This window comes from Polaribacter sp., assembly GCF_039939415.1.
GTDB lineage: Bacteria > Bacteroidota > Bacteroidia > Flavobacteriales > Flavobacteriaceae > Polaribacter.
In genome coordinates this window covers 31033-46020 of record NZ_JBDVJE010000052.1, presented here as the reverse complement: position 1 = coordinate 46020, position 14988 = coordinate 31033, and the positions used below count along the sequence as shown (strand labels likewise).

At 27.9% G+C, this 14988-nt stretch carries 15 protein-coding genes and 1 tRNA gene; 11 read left to right on the top strand and 5 right to left on the bottom strand.

The window, feature by feature from the left end:
* Positions 1 to 19 precede the first annotated feature (19 nt).
* Together apaG and ABJG40_RS08670 are read right to left on the bottom strand one after the other, a co-directional pair.
* On the bottom strand, positions 20 to 406 hold the full coding sequence (gene apaG / locus ABJG40_RS08675; RefSeq protein WP_348024193.1) for a Co2+/Mg2+ efflux protein ApaG: 387 nt from the start codon (positions 404 to 406) through the stop codon (positions 20 to 22).
* A gap of 49 nt (positions 407 to 455) precedes the next feature.
* Positions 456 to 1673, bottom strand: coding sequence for a DUF5103 domain-containing protein (locus ABJG40_RS08670; protein ID WP_348024192.1), 1218 nt, complete (start codon positions 1671 to 1673; stop codon positions 456 to 458).
* A 204-nt stretch (positions 1674 to 1877) separates the two neighbouring features.
* Here ABJG40_RS08670 and ABJG40_RS08665 point away from each other — a divergent pair, with 204 nt between their 5' ends.
* Genes ABJG40_RS08665 through nqrF form a run of 6 tightly spaced genes read left to right on the top strand, consistent with a single transcriptional unit; the run spans position 1878 to position 7883 of the window.
* Positions 1878 to 3227, top strand: a complete 1350-nt coding sequence (locus ABJG40_RS08665) for a Na(+)-translocating NADH-quinone reductase subunit A (protein ID WP_348024191.1) — start codon at positions 1878 to 1880, stop codon at positions 3225 to 3227.
* Positions 3228 to 3231: 4 nt separating this feature from the next.
* Entirely contained in the window at positions 3232 to 4431 is a 1200-nt protein-coding gene (locus ABJG40_RS08660; protein ID WP_348024190.1) for an NADH:ubiquinone reductase (Na(+)-transporting) subunit B, read from the top strand.
* 2 nt (positions 4432 to 4433) lie between these two features.
* On the top strand, positions 4434 to 5180 hold the full coding sequence (locus ABJG40_RS08655) for a Na(+)-translocating NADH-quinone reductase subunit C (protein ID WP_348024189.1): 747 nt from the start codon (positions 4434 to 4436) through the stop codon (positions 5178 to 5180).
* Position 5181: 1 nt separating this feature from the next.
* Positions 5182 to 5829 carry an NADH:ubiquinone reductase (Na(+)-transporting) subunit D gene (locus ABJG40_RS08650; protein WP_348024188.1) on the top strand — a complete coding sequence of 216 codons (648 nt, stop codon included), beginning with the start codon at positions 5182 to 5184 and terminating at the stop codon, positions 5827 to 5829.
* A gap of 6 nt (positions 5830 to 5835) precedes the next feature.
* Complete coding sequence (gene nqrE, locus ABJG40_RS08645; RefSeq protein ID WP_348024187.1) at positions 5836 to 6573, top strand: NADH:ubiquinone reductase (Na(+)-transporting) subunit E; 738 nt, start codon at positions 5836 to 5838, stop codon at positions 6571 to 6573.
* Positions 6573 to 7883 carry an NADH:ubiquinone reductase (Na(+)-transporting) subunit F gene (gene nqrF, locus ABJG40_RS08640; protein WP_348024186.1) on the top strand — a complete coding sequence of 437 codons (1311 nt, stop codon included), beginning with the start codon at positions 6573 to 6575 and terminating at the stop codon, positions 7881 to 7883. Before nqrE ends, nqrF begins: the two co-directional genes overlap by 1 nt.
* 112 nt (positions 7884 to 7995) lie before the next feature.
* Here the strand turns inward: nqrF and ABJG40_RS08635 are convergent, their stop codons facing one another.
* The gene (locus tag ABJG40_RS08635; RefSeq protein WP_348024185.1) at positions 7996 to 8664 is read right to left on the bottom strand and encodes a response regulator transcription factor; all 669 of its coding nucleotides are present in this window, start codon (positions 8662 to 8664) and stop codon (positions 7996 to 7998) included.
* Positions 8665 to 10833, bottom strand: coding sequence for a sensor histidine kinase (locus tag ABJG40_RS08630; RefSeq protein ID WP_348024184.1), 2169 nt, complete (start codon positions 10831 to 10833; stop codon positions 8665 to 8667).
* 696 nt (positions 10834 to 11529) lie between these two features.
* On the opposite strand from ABJG40_RS08630, the gene ABJG40_RS08625 reads away from it, so the two are divergent.
* From ABJG40_RS08625 to ABJG40_RS08610, 4 genes are all read left to right on the top strand, one after another.
* Positions 11530 to 12309, top strand: coding sequence for an alpha/beta fold hydrolase (locus ABJG40_RS08625; protein WP_348024183.1), 780 nt, complete (start codon positions 11530 to 11532; stop codon positions 12307 to 12309).
* Positions 12310 to 12362: 53 nt separating this feature from the next.
* Positions 12363 to 12812 (top strand): retropepsin-like aspartic protease, encoded by a 450-nt coding sequence (locus ABJG40_RS08620; RefSeq protein ID WP_348024182.1) that lies wholly within the window; start codon positions 12363 to 12365, stop codon positions 12810 to 12812.
* Between the two features lie 15 nt (positions 12813 to 12827).
* Entirely contained in the window at positions 12828 to 13277 is a 450-nt protein-coding gene (locus ABJG40_RS08615) for a GatB/YqeY domain-containing protein (protein WP_348024181.1), read from the top strand.
* A gap of 15 nt (positions 13278 to 13292) precedes the next feature.
* Positions 13293 to 13366: transfer RNA gene (locus ABJG40_RS08610), tRNA-Arg, on the top strand.
* A 41-nt stretch (positions 13367 to 13407) separates the two neighbouring features.
* Here ABJG40_RS08610 and ABJG40_RS08605 read toward each other — a convergent pair.
* Positions 13408 to 13869 (bottom strand): Lrp/AsnC family transcriptional regulator, encoded by a 462-nt coding sequence (locus tag ABJG40_RS08605; RefSeq protein ID WP_348024180.1) that lies wholly within the window; start codon positions 13867 to 13869, stop codon positions 13408 to 13410.
* Between the two features lie 167 nt (positions 13870 to 14036).
* On the opposite strand from ABJG40_RS08605, the gene ABJG40_RS08600 reads away from it, so the two are divergent.
* Positions 14037 to 14987 carry an NAD-dependent epimerase/dehydratase family protein gene (locus ABJG40_RS08600; RefSeq protein ID WP_348024179.1) on the top strand — a complete coding sequence of 317 codons (951 nt, stop codon included), beginning with the start codon at positions 14037 to 14039 and terminating at the stop codon, positions 14985 to 14987.
* Position 14988: the final 1 nt, after the last annotated feature.

The window sequence follows — 14988 nt, the reverse complement described above, 5'->3', positions numbered from 1 at the left end:
AATTTTTTTTTGGATTTAGTTAGTTTGATATCGCTAAATTTGAAAGTTGAAAAATGGGTATTATTACCTTAAATTGTTCAAAGGTTTCTGTATTTATCATAGTGTAAAATCCTTTCATTGCACCAATATCTGATTCTATAAAACACCCAGAACTATAAGTGTAAATGTCATTAGGTTTTAATATAGGTGTTTGTCCAACAACACCTTCTCCACTAACTATTTCTGGTTCATTTAAAGTATCAAAAATATACCAAAACCTATCTGTAAGTTTAACGGTTTCAGAAGATTTATTTTCTATTGTAATGATATAAATAAAGACATGAAACCTTTTTTGGTTTCTAAAACTAGTACCATTATATTTTGTGTCTACAGACACTTTTATGCCTTTTGTAATTTGGTTTGTCATTGAAAGTAAATGTAGTTTTTTTGTTTTTAAATGACAAATGATTTTCTTTTTATCTATTTTGATTGTAATAACCAGTGCCAACTCCAATTACTCGTTCATAAAAACTGCCGAAAGGTTTGTAGTAAACAATTACACAATATTCGTTTTCAGTTTCGTAAAAAGACCCAGTAACATCGTTTGTGTTTACGTTATTTTTAGAATCAATAGTGGCAAAAGTATAATTATAAAAGCCTTGTTTTAAAAGGATGCTTCCTAAATAAGCTTTCTCTTTATAATTATACTGCATATTGTTTTCATTATTTATGTCAAAATTATTAAAAGCGCCATATATATATACTTCTTTGTTTATAAAAGGTTCATCAGCTTCTAATGTAAAATGCATCATTGCATAGTCTGCTTCAGTTTCATTATTGGTAGCTTCTAAAGTTCTAATTGTAAATTGTCCATTAATATCAGGATTGTATTTGTAATTATTAAAAGGATTGTAGCTATAAGGATATATGTAATGATGAAAAATATCCTTCCTTATTACTTTAACTACATTTAAACTGCTATTTCTAATAATTTTATTATCAAAGTTAAAATATTCATTTCCTCCCCAAAAATTAGTTTTTTTGGTGTATTTGTATAGAAGTTGATTTGGTTTATAAAATGTAGGTTGTAAATTTTCTATTTTCTCATTCCAATTATTGTTTTTTAAAATAACAACATTAATTTCTTGATTTGGATTGTTGATTGTAATATTAGAATGATTTACAGAAAACTGAACAGTTTGCTGTGTGTTTAATGTTTTTGTATTTCTGCTTCTTTCTACAGAAACCCCAATTGTTGTTGCTTTCTCATATAAAACAAAACGTCTTGTAAAAACTACTTCATCATAAGTATTTAAAACAGATAAAAGGTAATTGCCACTTTTTGTAATAATTGTATTAACATTAGGGATTTCAACAGAATAATGTGTGTAATTTTGAAAAGTATTAAATGAGTTGGTTACATTAATAATAGTATTTTGATCAAAACCATCTATATATTGACTTGAAGACAATCTGCTAGATTCCCAATTATGGTTCATGTGCTCAATTTTATACTGATAATCTTTACTATCTGCATCTAAATCATCAAAAGATAATTTTAAAACAGTACCTAAAGGAACAATAGAAGAAAAACTATTTTCTTGCAAAGGCCTTAATTGAACAGATTTTATGTTTTGCCCAAAAAAACTTAAGCAAAAGAAGATAAAAAAAGGGATAAAAAACTTTTTAATCATATTACAAAAATAGGATACATTTATTTGATTCATCAATATTTAAGCCAAAACTTATTACTATAACGTTTTCTAACAAAATTATTATTTAGAATTGTTATAAATAATAAAAATTATCCAAGATAAAAGTTAAAATATATCAGTCATAAATAGTAAAAAACCTAAATTTGCATGATTTTTTAAGATAACTAACAATTCCAATTTACTATGTCAAAAGACATTCGTATTAAAAAAGGCTTAGATATTAAGCTTGTTGGCAGTGCAGAAAAAACAACAACTACTGTTTCTTTAAGTAGTGTTTATGCAGTTAAGCCAGAAGATTTCCATGGAATTACACCTAAACTTATCGCAAAAGAAGGGACTGAAGTAAAAGCAGGAGAAGTACTTTTTTATTCAAAAAGTGACGAACGCATTTTATTTCCAAGTCCTGTTTCTGGTAAAGTAGTTGAGGTAATTCGTGGAGCAAGAAGAAAAGTATTAGCAGTTAAAATTTCTGCAGACTCAACGCAAGAATATAAAGATTTCGGAACTAAAGATGCAGCATCAATGTCTGCTGAAGAAGTAAAGAATCATTTATTTGCTTCAGGTTGTTGGTCATTTGTAAAACAACGTCCTTATGATGTTGTTGCAAACCCAAACCAAGCACCAAAATCAATCTTTATTTCAGCATATGCAAGCGCACCTTTAGCAGCAGATTTAGATTATACTTTAGCGGGTAAAGAAGCAGAGTTACAAGCAGCAATTACGGCTGTAACAAAACTTACAGAAGGTAAAGTACATGTTTCTGTTGGGGCAAGTTCTAACTCTCCATTAGCTAATTTAAGTGGTGTAGAAGTACATAAAGTTTCAGGACCACATCCTTCAGGAAATGTAAGCACACAAATTGCAAACATAGATCCTATTAATAAAGGAGAAGTTGTTTGGGTAATAACTCCACAAGATTTAGTAATTATTGGTGAGCTATTTTTAACTGGTAAGTTTAATGCAACAAGAACAATAGCGTTAACAGGTTCTAAATTTAGCAAGCCACAATATGTAACTGCAATTGCAGGAGCAACTATTTCTGATATAACTGCCAGTAATTTAGAAAACGATAATACTAGAATCATTAGCGGAAACGTACTTTCTGGAAAAGAAGTAAAAGAAGATGATTTCTTAGGATATTATGACAATCAAGTTACAGCAATTCCAGAAGGAAATGATTACGAACTTTTTGGTTGGACAGCTCCTGTTTTTAATAAAATTTCTACATCTAGAGCATTAACTTTTTCTTGGTTAACACCAAAGAAAAAATACGATTTAAATACAAATACAAACGGAGAACACAGAGCATTTGTTGTTACTGGTTCTTACGAAGATGTGTTTCCTTTAGATATTTATCCAATGCAATTGTTAAAAGCATTTATGTATAAAGATTTAGATGAAATGGAAGCTTTAGGAGGTTACGAAGTAGCTCCAGAAGATTTTGCACTAACAGAATTTATTTGTGTATCTAAACAACCTCACCAAAAAATAATTCGTGAAGGTTTAGATTTAATGAGAGAAGAATTAGGATAAGATTATGGGCTTAAAACAAAATTTACATAATTTAAAAGAAAAATATAAAGGAACAAAAATGGCACCTGCGTTTAACGCAATCCATACCTTTTTATATTTACCAAATGAAGTTACTCACGGAGGAACTCATATAAAAGCAGCAGACGATTTAAAGCGTACCATGAATACGGTAATTATGGCTTTAGTTCCTTGTTTAATTTTTGGAATGTTTAATGCAGGGTATCAACACCATGCAGCAATAGATGCTACTTTAAGATCAGATGTATTAGCTAACTTTTTTACGTTTGATAATCTTTGGATTGGAATTATAAAAGTATTGCCATTAGTAATTGTTTCTTATGCAGTTGGTCTTGGGGTTGAATTTATTTTCGCTATCATTAAAGGACATGAAGTAGAAGAAGGATACCTAGTAACAGGTATGTTAGTTCCTTTAATTGTTCCTGTAGATACTCCTTTATGGATGTTAGCAGTAGCAGTAATTTTTGGAGTTGTAATTGGTAAAGAAGTTTTTGGAGGTACAGGGATGAACATTTTAAACCCTGCTTTAACAATTAGAGCTTTCTTATTCTTTGCATATCCTACTTGGATGTCTGGAGACAAAGTTTGGGTTTATGATGCTGTAAATAGAACAGGAACTGCAGATGCAATTTCTGGAGAAACTATTTTAGGTAGTTATGCACAAAACACAACACCTATTTATGATCAATGGGATATGTTTTTTGGATTTATTCCAGGATCAGTAGGAGAAACATCAACATTCTTAATCCTTTTAGGAGCCGCTTTCTTAATCTTTACAAAGATTGGTAGTTGGAGAATAATCGTTTCAACCTTTATTGGAGCAGCAGTAATGGGGTTCATTTTTAATCAAATTGTAGCAGCAGATATCATTACAGAATCTAGCAAATTTTACGGATTAATGAACACAGTTTGGTGGGAACACTTAATGATTGGTGGTTTAGCATTTGGAGCAGTTTATATGGCTACAGACCCTGTAACAGCATCACAAACAAATAAAGGTAAGTGGATTTACGGATTCTTAATTGGTTTTATATCAATTATGATACGTGTATTTAATCCTGCATATCCAGAAGGAGTATTTTTAGCAATCTTATTAATGAATGTTTTTGCTCCAACAATAGACCATTATGTGGTTCAAGGAAATGTAAATAGAAGAAAAAAACGTTTAAAAGCCAAAACTGCCTAGTTATGTCTAAAAAAACAGATAGTAATTTATATACATTATTATTCGCCACAGGAATGGTGATAATAGTAGGAGCAATACTAGCGTTTTTCGCATCTGCGTTGAAGCCAACAATTGATGAGAATAAACGCATAGAAAAGCAACAGAATATATTATACGCAATGGGCGTAAACGAAAATGATGAAACAAGTGCAATCTTTGTTTCTAAAGATAAAGTTGCAGCAGAGTTTTCTAAATATATTAAAAAGCAGTTAGTAATTCAAGGAGCAAAAGTTTCTGAAGATGCAAATGCTTATTTAATCGATCTTAAAAAAGAACAAACTTTAGCAAAAGAAGGAAATGTTAGAAGATTACCTTTATTTATTGGTGAAAAAGGTGGTAAAACATTTTACATCGCTCCAATTAGAGGTAAAGGTCTTTGGGATGCAGTTTGGGGTTATGTTGCAATGGATGCTAATATGATTGTTCAAGGAGCATATTTTGATCATAAAGGAGAAACAGCAGGTTTAGGTGCAAACATTAAACAACGTTACTTTATGGATGATTTTATTGGTGAACATTTATTAAAAGATGGATCTTTTAAAGGAATTGCAATCTCTAAATCAAACAACGATCCAAAGAACGAAGATAAAACTGATAACGAAGTAGATGCTATTGCTGGTGCAACAATTACTGGTGATGGAGTTTCAGCAATGATTAAATCTGAGTTGAAAAAATACGTAGCTTACTTTAACACTTTAAAAACAAATTAATATGGGACTTTTATCAAAAAAAGACGCAGCATTAATCACAGACCCATTTGCAGATAATAACCCAATTACAATTCAGGTATTAGGTATTTGTTCTGCATTAGCAATTACAGCAGAATTAAAAGCTTCTATTGTAATGGCAGTTTCTGTATTGTTTGTGTTAGGTTTAGGAAATGTAGTAATCTCTTTAATGAGAAACATTATTCCTTCTAAAATTAGAATTATTGTACAGTTAATTGTTGTTGCAACATTAGTAATTATTGTTGATTTAGTGCTGAAAGCTTTTCAATACGAATTAAGTAAAACATTAGGAGCCTTTATTGGGTTAATTATTACAAACTGTATTATTATGGGACGTTTTGAAGCTTTTGCTTTAGCAAACGGACCTTGGAGATCTTTCTTAGACGGAATTGGAAATGCAATTGGTTATGGAGTTATTCTAATCTTAGTAGGTTTCTTTAGAGAGTTGTTAGGTTCTGGTACTTTATTAGGATTTAAAGTTTTAGGCGATCCTATTGAAAAAACAGGATTATACGCAATTGGTTATGAAAATAACGGATTTATGCTATTAGCACCAATGGCATTAATTGTGGTTGGAATTATCATCTGGATTCAACGTAGTAGAAACGAAGCATTAATTGAAGATAACTAAAAAGATATGGAACATTTAGAATTATTTTTCAAGTCAATTTTTATAGATAACATGGTATTTGCAACATTTTTAGGAATGTGTTCTTACTTAGCAGTATCTAAAAAAGTAACAACAGCAGTAGGTTTAGGAGCAGCAGTAATCTTTGTATTAGCTGTAACTGTACCTTTAAACTGGTTGTTAGATCAATATATATTACAACCTGGAGCCTTATCTTGGTTAGGTGAAGAGTATGCAGAATACGATTTAAGTTTCTTATCATTTATTCTATTTATTGCAACAATTGCAACAATGGTTCAATTGGTAGAGATTATTGTAGAGAAATTCTCACCTTCATTATACAATTCATTAGGTATTTTCTTACCATTGATTGCAGTAAACTGTGCAATTCTAGGAGGATCTTTATTTATGCAATCTCGTGAAATAGCTACTTTAGGGTTAGCAACAACTTATGGTATAGGATCTGGTATTGGTTGGTTTTTAGCAATATTAGCTATTGCAGCAATTCGCGAAAAAATTAGGTACTCTAACATACCTGCTCCTTTAAGAGGATTAGGAATTACATTTATTGTAACTGGTTTAATGGCAATTGGTTTTATGAGTTTTGGAGGAATGTTAACTGGTGGTGATGAAGAAGCAAAAGAAGCTCCAAAAACAGAAGCTGTTAAAGAGATGAATAAAGAAGTAAAAGCTAAAGATTTGACAAAAAAAGAATTAGCAAATAACACTAAAGAAATTATAAAATAATGATGTTAGCGGCAAGTACATTAGGAACAATTGTAGCTACAGTAGCTGCATTCTTAGTAATAACTTTGTTATTAGTTGCATTGTTATTATTTGTTAAACAAAAACTTTCTCCTTCTGGTCCTGTAAAGATTACCATTAATGGAGAAAGAACAATAGAAGTAGCTTCTGGTGGATCTTTATTATCTACTTTAGGAAATGAAAAAATATTTTTACCATCAGCTTGTGGTGGTGGTGGAACATGTATACAGTGTGAGTGTCATGTAAATTCTGGAGGAGGAGAAGCTTTACCAACAGAAATACCTCATTTTACACGTAAAGAATTAGCAAGTGGAGTACGTTTATCTTGTCAGGTAAAAGTAAAACAAGACATGGATATTTCTATTCCAGAAGAAATTTTTGGAATTAAAAAGTGGGATGCAGTTGTAGTAAGGAATTATAATGTTGCAACTTTTATTAAAGAGTTTGTAGTAGAAATTCCAGAAGATATGGGATACAAAGCAGGTGGATATATTCAAATTGAAATACCAGCTTGTGAAGTAAACTATGCAGATATGGATATTACTGCACATCCAGAAGAACATGATGTTGCTGATAAATTTGAAGCAGAATGGGATAAGTTTAACTTAAGACCATTAGTAATGAAAAATGCTGAAACTGTAGAAAGAGCATATTCTATGGCTTCTTATCCTGCAGAAGGTAGAGAAATTATGTTAAATGTACGTATTGCTACACCTCCTTTTGATAGAGCAAAAGGTGGATGGATGGATGTAAATCCAGGAGTTGCATCTTCCTACATTTTTAACTTAAAGAAAGGTGATAAATGTGTTATCTCTGGTCCTTATGGTGAGTTCTTTATTAACGAATCTGATGCAGAAATGCTTTATGTAGGTGGTGGTGCTGGTATGGCTCCAATGCGTTCTCACTTATATCACTTATTTAGAACTTTAAAAACTGGTAGAAAAGTTACTTATTGGTATGGTGGACGTTCTAAAGCAGAATTATTTTATATCGAACACTTTAGAGCTTTAGAAAAAGATTTTCCAAACTTTAAATTCTACATAGCGTTATCTGATCCAACAGAAGCAGATAATTGGACAAAGAAAAAAGATATTAATGATGAAGCAGGAGATGGTTTTGTAGGATTTATACACAATTGTGTGATTGAAAACTACTTAAATCATCATGAAGCACCAGAAGATTTAGAACTATATTTTTGTGGTCCTCCATTAATGAATAAGGCAGTTCAGAAAATGGGTGAAGATTTTGGTCTTGCTGATGAAAACATCCGTTTTGATGACTTTGGAGGATAGACTTCAATTTATAGATAACTTAAACCGATTCAGAAATGAATCGGTTTTTTTATAATTATTTTTTATAATGACAATAGAAAGTAATTCTAAATTCATTAAATGAAACTATATTTTAAGAAATTTCTTTTAAAAAAGCTTTTGCATATGTCTTTGATATAGGAATACAATTATCTTCTATAATAATTTCTTTAATATTAAATGCAGAAACATAGTTTTTATTAATAACAAAAGAACGGTGTACCTGTATAAATGAATTTGATTTTACTAGTTCTAAAAAACCTTTAATACTAGAACGAATTAATTTTTTAGAATCTTTTAAATATAATGTTAGATAATGATCATCCTTTTTTGCAAATAAAATATCACTTTCTAAAATCTTAATATTTTTATCTTTTTCTTTTATTATAATTTGAGATGCATTTTTTATTTTACTAACGGCTAATTCTATTGCAATAAATAAGTCTTTATTATTAAAAGGTTTTACTAAGTAGTTTGTTGGTGTTGTTTTAATAGCTTGTTTTATAGTGTTTACGTCATTAAAAGCTGTTAAATATATAAAAGGGACGTTTAATTGATTACCTAGCCATATACCAGTTTCTTTTCCATCTACTCTTATGTCTAAAATAACAATATCTGGTTTTAAAAATTCTATCTCTTCTAATGCTTTTTTTGCATTTGTTGCTGTTCCACAAACTTTAAAATTTAGGTTTTCTAAGGTTTGTTTTAATAACTCTTGTGTTATTATTTCGTCTTCTAAAATGTAAACTTTTATATGATTCATCTATGAAAAAAATAAGGTTAATTTAAAACCATTTGAATCTTCAATTTTTAGGTTTCCTTTTAGTTGTTTGTTCATCATACCAATTATTTTCATTCCCATAGATTCTTTTCTGTTTTCTATTTTTTGAAAATTTCCATTATCAAAATATTCTAGTAGGTATTCTTCATCAATTTTATTAAAATTGATCGTAATTTCTGGATGCTTTACATTATTAAAAGCATGTTTGTTAGAGTTGTTTATCAATTCATTTAATAAGAGAGAAAGAGGTGTAGCCTTATCTATACTAATTATAGATGCATCTATATTTAAGTTATAAGTAATATCTTTTATTGGGAATAAGGTTTTGTAGTAATTAGTAATACTATTAATATTGTTTTTTAAAGAAACATCATATTGATTATTCGACTGATATAAAATATTATGAATACCTGCAATAGATTCTATTCTACTTTGACTGTCTTGTAAATTCAATTTTAATTCATCATTGTTACTATTTGCCATTTGCAAGCCCAAAAGGCCAGAAATTATTTGAAGGTTGTTTTTAATTCTATGATGAATTTCTAACATCATTGTAGTTTTAATTTCAGCTTCATTTACTGCAATTTTATTTTTTGTATTTAAGTCTCTTTTTATTTTATATTGATAAAAAACATAACCAATAATACCCAATGCAATTAAAAATAGTAATGTTATAAACCACCAAGTTTTGTAAAATACTTCTTGTGAAATTACTTTTAACTCTACAATTTTTCCTATTAACTCTCCTTTATTGTTTGTTGCTTTTATTTGTAATAAATATGAGCCAGATGCTAAATTTGCGAATAATAATTTATTTCCAGAATTAGTTAAAAACCAATTTGAATCACTATTTTTATTATTTAATAAACGATATCTTAAGTGAGCATCCTTTGGTATTGTTTGCCCTAAAAAGGATATGGTTGCAGTAAACCTGCGATATTCAGATGGTAGTTCTATTGTTTTAACATTGTTTAAAAAACGAGGTGAATTATTTGTTTTCCAGTGCCCATTCTTATGATCAAAAAAAGAAATAGATGTAAATTGAGGCTGTTTATCTTTATTGTTTTCACTTGTCTTATCTTCATGAATTCGATAAATATCTATAATATTAGAATCTAAAATTAGTAAACTTTTATCAATAGTATTATAAAGGATATTAGACTTTTTCTTAGTTTTAATTTTGGTAATTAGTTTTGCTTCAAAATTATTAAAATGGTATAATTTAAATTCATTGTAATCTTTAAAAAACTCATTTGAATAAGCAGTTTTATAATTAGAACTAAATCTAAGTAATTTGTTTTTTTTGTAATCTTTACTTGTGTTTGGTATTTCTAAGAATTGATTAGTACTTACATTATATTTAAATAGATTTTTATAATTATTAAAATAATGGTAAAATTTATCCTTTACTTTAAATGTATTGTAAATTTTATTTGGATAAAAATAGTTGCCTTTAGTATCTACAAAAGTAACTTCAGTATTTTTTTTGGATATTTTTCCATCCTTATCTAATAAATAGGTTTTCTCTGCAGTTAACAGTCTTACAATTGTTTGTTTTTTTGTTGCTTTTATTATTTTAAATATTGGTGATGTAGCTATTTTTTTTATGGTGATAGAATCTTTAAATGTTATATTTAACTTATTAATTTCTGCACTATACAATTTATTTCCATTTGCAAGTACTAATCTTATTTTATCGTTTGCAATGTACTCTTCTGTTAGTCTGTATTTTTTAGTTAAATTATTATATTCATCAACAGCTTTAATTTCTAAGGTTTCAGTATCAATAAAAAATAATTCCGTCTCTGCTTTTTTGTAATATAATTTTAAATAAAGTATGTTTTTTTTATTTTTTAAAAAATAACCTTTTCTAACTTTTTTTCCTGAAATATTAGGCATTTTTAAAGAGAAAAAATTTACACCATCAAAACGTTGTAAAATGGTATTTTTACCAGAAATATTATTTTTATATGAAGTACTTTCACCTAGTATCCAAAGCCAACCAGTGTTATCATAAATCGAATGGTAAGGATTTGAGATTAAGTATCCTTCTCTAGAAGATATTGTTTTTTTATTAATAGATAAAAAAGCTTCATCTTGAGACCAGAGAGATAAATTAGAAAGGAAAATTATAAAAAATATTTTTTTCAAAATGTTGATTTTAAGGGGAAATGTTATCAAATGTAAAAAAGTAATTTTAGTTTATTTACTTTTGATTCTATTTTAATATAAAAAATGTCATTCACGACAAAAACAAGTCAGTTCACGACATTTTTTTTTTCTTTTTTTTTTTCTTTTTTAAATTTGAGTGTTATTATTAAATAGTCCCCCAAAAAAAGAAATTATCAAATAAAAATGTTTCACTTAAAATAAGTAAAATTATTATTATTTAGATTTTTTTATAGACCGATTCAGAAGTGAATCGGTTTTTTGGAAACTTATTTATTAAGTTAAAATATTGTTTTCAATAAAAGTAAATCATGAAAAAAATACTGCAAATTTTAAACATTTTTATACTTTTTATTCTGTTACCTTTTGAAATTTCTAAAGGAACTAAAAAAAGAGCTTATAAAAGGATTAAAAGCTTAATGGTTGATGTTAACTTTCTTTAAATTGATTTGCTACCAAATATAAAATTATGAGCTGTTCTAATTGTAGTAAAGACCACTTAAAAATTAGAGTAAGGAGAACTTTTTTACAAAAATTAATATCAAAAAGTAAAAGATATATCTGTTTAAGGTGTAAAAAAAAGAGTTACAAATTCACTTTTTTTTATAAAACGTTTGTTATTAGGTAATTGTTTTTATAATTTATTAGCTTTGTGGCTAATTAATAAGAATAATTTTAATGATTTATTTTTCTTTTGTTATTATTATATTTAGTATCGTTCTCTATGTATTACAAGAAAGATTTATTTTTCTAAATGATGAAAAGTTAAACAGAAATCATCAATATAGTTTTTCAAATAAATTTGAAGAAATTTTTATAAAAACGGATGATAACAATGAGATTAATGCGCTTCATTTTAAATTATCAAATCCAAAAGGAGTTATTTTATTTTGTCACGGGAATAAAGGAAATTTAACTAAATGGGGAAATAGAGTTTCTTATCTTTTAGCTTATAATTATGAAGTTTTAGTTTTTGATTATCGGAATTATGGAAAAAGTACAGGCGATTTTCATGAAGAGAATATGTATTCTGATGCATCAACCATTTATGATTATTTAAAAAATAATTTTAAAGAAGAAAATATTATTGTTTATGGTTACTCTTTAGGAAGCACGTTTGCAATAAGAATAACTTCTTTAAATACACCTAAAGAACTTATTTTAGAAGCGCCCTTTTTTAATTTTAAAAAAGCAGTTCAATATAAATCTAAATTTATTCCAACTTTTTTGTTGAAGTATAAGTTTAGATCAGATTTAGATATTCCTAAAATTACATCACCAATAACTATGTTTCATGGTAATAATGATGATACAACCTTCTTTAAAGACTCTAAATCTTTATTGAAATTGAATAAATTAAAAACAAACGTTTACATTGAAATTGATGGAGGAACACATCATAACTTAAGAAATTTCCTTCTTTATAAAGAAAAGCTAAAAGAAATTTTAGAACGTTAGTGTTTTCTAAATTTTATAAATTGTATTTTTGAGTTATAGAACTAAATAATTGTATGAAAAGACTAAATAAGTTTTTTAAAAAGAAGAAATACATCAAAATAAAGCTTAAAAAAATGGCTACAAATCACTTGGAGTTAAAAGCAACTATAAATGGTGTTAAAGGTAGATTTATTTTAGATACTGGTGCTTCAAATTCATGTGTGAGTTTAGATTTAATAGAATATTTTAATTTGGATGCTGAAGAAAGTGAAACTAAAGCTGCAGGAGCTGGAGCAACAGATATGGAAACATTACAATCTAAAAATAATTTTTTAAATATTGGAGATTGGCAAACAAGAAAATGTCATTTAGTATTATTTAATTTAGGGCATGTAAATACTGCTTTAGTTCAACATAAAGCAAAAGAAGTTCATGGTATAATAGGTGCAGATGTTTTACAAAAAGGAAAAGCATTTATAGATTATAATAAAAATGTTTTGTATTTAAAAAAAACAAAGAAATAATTAAAAAATAGAAATATGAGTTTGCAAAAACAAGTAATGGATAAAATGAAAGAAGCAATGAAAGCAAAAGACACAGTTGCTTTACAAGCTTTAAGAGCTGTTAAATCTGCCTTTTTATTAGCAAAAACAGAAACAGGTGTTCAACAAGAGTTATCTGAAGAACAAGAAATTAAAATAATACAAAAGCAAGTTAAGCAAAGAAAAGATAGTGCTGCAATTTTTATAAAACAAGGAAGAGAGGATTTAGCGGAGCCAGAATTGGCAGAATTAGCCGTTTTAGAACAGTTTTTACCTGAAGCTTTATCAGAAGAAGAAATAGAAAAAGTAGTTATTGCTACTATAAGTAAATTAGGGGCTTCTGGTATGAAAAATATGGGGAAAGTAATGGGTGTTGTTTCTAAAGAATTAGCAGGACAAGCTGATGGTGGTACTATTTCTACATTAGTAAAAAAGAATTTACTGTAAGTTTAATATAATAAAGGCTCCATAGTTCAACTGAATAGAATATCAGATTTCGGCTCTGAGGGTTGTAGGTTTATATCCTACTGGAGTCACAAGTAATAAAAATCACCTAAAGTATATTTAGGTGATTTTTTTATATATCATATTCTGTTGTAGATAAGATTTCTTTTAAAACAAAATAGCTTTCTAGAATTCCTATATTTTCAATTTTAGATAATTTAAGTCGAACAAATTCATGATATTCTTCTAAACTTTCTAAATTTATTTTTAGAAAAAAATCAACTTTACCTGCCATATGGTAACATTCCTGAACTTCTTTAAGCTCTTTAATTTGTTTTTCGAATTTTTCGATAAAACCTTCATTATGATAGCGTAAAGAAACCATGCAAATTGCTGTAATAGATTTGTTTAAGTAAGGTTTGTTAAGTATAGCTACATATTTTTTTATGTATCCTTTATTTTCTAATTGTTTTATACGTTCGTATACAGGAGATGCCGTTAAATTTAGTGTTTTTGCAACTTCTTTAGTAGTTTGCTTAGAATTTTTTTGAAGAATTCTTAAAATTTTAAGATCAATTTCGTCTAGTTTATCCATATACGCAGTAAAATTCACTTTTTATGAGTGTAAATTATAATGTTAAAAGTGATTTTTTTTGTTATTTTTGTTTAATAAAGATAAAATTACTTAATTTATTTTAAATAGAAGTGTTTTTGGTCGATTTGGTTTGCTTATTTTTAAATTTGTTCTCATATATCTTTATTATGGAGAAAATTTTAATAACAGGAGCAAGTGGTCAACTAGGTGTTGTATTAACCAAAGCGTTGCAAAAAAAGTACGGAATAGAAAATGTAATAGCTTCAGATATCAGTAAAAATGATAGTTTTGATGGTATTTTTGAAACCTTAAATGTTACAAATTACGATGCTGTTCATAACTGTATTTCTAGACATAAAATAACACAAGTTTACCATTTAGTTGCAATTTTATCAGCAAAAGGAGAGGAAGAACCTTTAAATACTTGGAATGTGAATATGAATACGTTGTTTAACGTATTTGAAGCTTCTAGATTAAATGGTGTAAAAAAAGTTTTTTATCCTAGTTCTATTGCTGTTTTTGGAGAAGAAATAGAATATATAAATACACCTCAATCGCCAAATTTAACGCCATTAACGGTGTATGGTATGAGTAAAGCTGCAGGAGAGAATTGGGCAAATTATTATTATAAAAAATATGGTTTAGATATCCGTTCAGTAAGATATCCAGGGGTTATTGGTTATCAATCTTTACCAGGGGGAGGAACAACAGATTATGCTGTAAGTATTTATCATAATGCAGTGAAAAATAAAGATTTTGATTGCTTTTTAGAGCCTTCTACAACTTTACCAATGATATTTATGGATGATGCTATTAGGGCAACTTTAGAGTTAATGGATGCGCCAGAAGAAAATATTAAAATAAGAACTTCTTACAACTTGTCAGGAATGAGTTTTAATCCTAAACAAATTTATGAGTCTATTAAAAGTATTTGTCCAGATTTTGAAATAACGTATACGCCAGATTTTAGACAAGAAATAGCAAATTCATGGCCAAAAAGTATTGATGATTCTCAAGCAAAACAAGATTGGGGTTGGAAACCAGCATATGATTTAGATGCAATGTCTAAAGAAATGATTAAAAAATTAAATAAACACTATAGCTTACTAAGCATTTAAA

Excerpts from the sequence above, each read along its gene's own strand:
- ABJG40_RS08620 (WP_348024182.1), top strand. The coding sequence starts at position 12,363 with ATGAAAAGACTAAATAAGTTTTTTAAAAAGAAGAAATACATCAAAATA.
- ABJG40_RS08600 (WP_348024179.1), top strand. The coding sequence starts at position 14,037 with ATGGAGAAAATTTTAATAACAGGAGCAAGTGGTCAACTAGGTGTTGTA.
- ABJG40_RS08625 (WP_348024183.1), top strand. The coding sequence starts at position 11,530 with ATGATTTATTTTTCTTTTGTTATTATTATATTTAGTATCGTTCTCTAT.
- ABJG40_RS08670 (WP_348024192.1), bottom strand. The coding sequence starts at position 1,673 with ATGATTAAAAAGTTTTTTATCCCTTTTTTTATCTTCTTTTGCTTAAGT.
- ABJG40_RS08665 (WP_348024191.1), top strand. The coding sequence starts at position 1,878 with ATGTCAAAAGACATTCGTATTAAAAAAGGCTTAGATATTAAGCTTGTT.
- ABJG40_RS08655 (WP_348024189.1), top strand. The coding sequence starts at position 4,434 with ATGTCTAAAAAAACAGATAGTAATTTATATACATTATTATTCGCCACA.
- ABJG40_RS08660 (WP_348024190.1), top strand. The coding sequence starts at position 3,232 with ATGGGCTTAAAACAAAATTTACATAATTTAAAAGAAAAATATAAAGGA.
- apaG (WP_348024193.1), bottom strand. The coding sequence starts at position 406 with ATGACAAACCAAATTACAAAAGGCATAAAAGTGTCTGTAGACACAAAA.
- nqrE (WP_348024187.1), top strand. The coding sequence starts at position 5,836 with ATGGAACATTTAGAATTATTTTTCAAGTCAATTTTTATAGATAACATG.
- nqrF (WP_348024186.1), top strand. The coding sequence starts at position 6,573 with ATGATGTTAGCGGCAAGTACATTAGGAACAATTGTAGCTACAGTAGCT.
- ABJG40_RS08615 (WP_348024181.1), top strand. The coding sequence starts at position 12,828 with ATGAGTTTGCAAAAACAAGTAATGGATAAAATGAAAGAAGCAATGAAA.
- ABJG40_RS08605 (WP_348024180.1), bottom strand. The coding sequence starts at position 13,869 with ATGGATAAACTAGACGAAATTGATCTTAAAATTTTAAGAATTCTTCAA.
- ABJG40_RS08650 (WP_348024188.1), top strand. The coding sequence starts at position 5,182 with ATGGGACTTTTATCAAAAAAAGACGCAGCATTAATCACAGACCCATTT.
- ABJG40_RS08635 (WP_348024185.1), bottom strand. The coding sequence starts at position 8,664 with ATGAATCATATAAAAGTTTACATTTTAGAAGACGAAATAATAACACAA.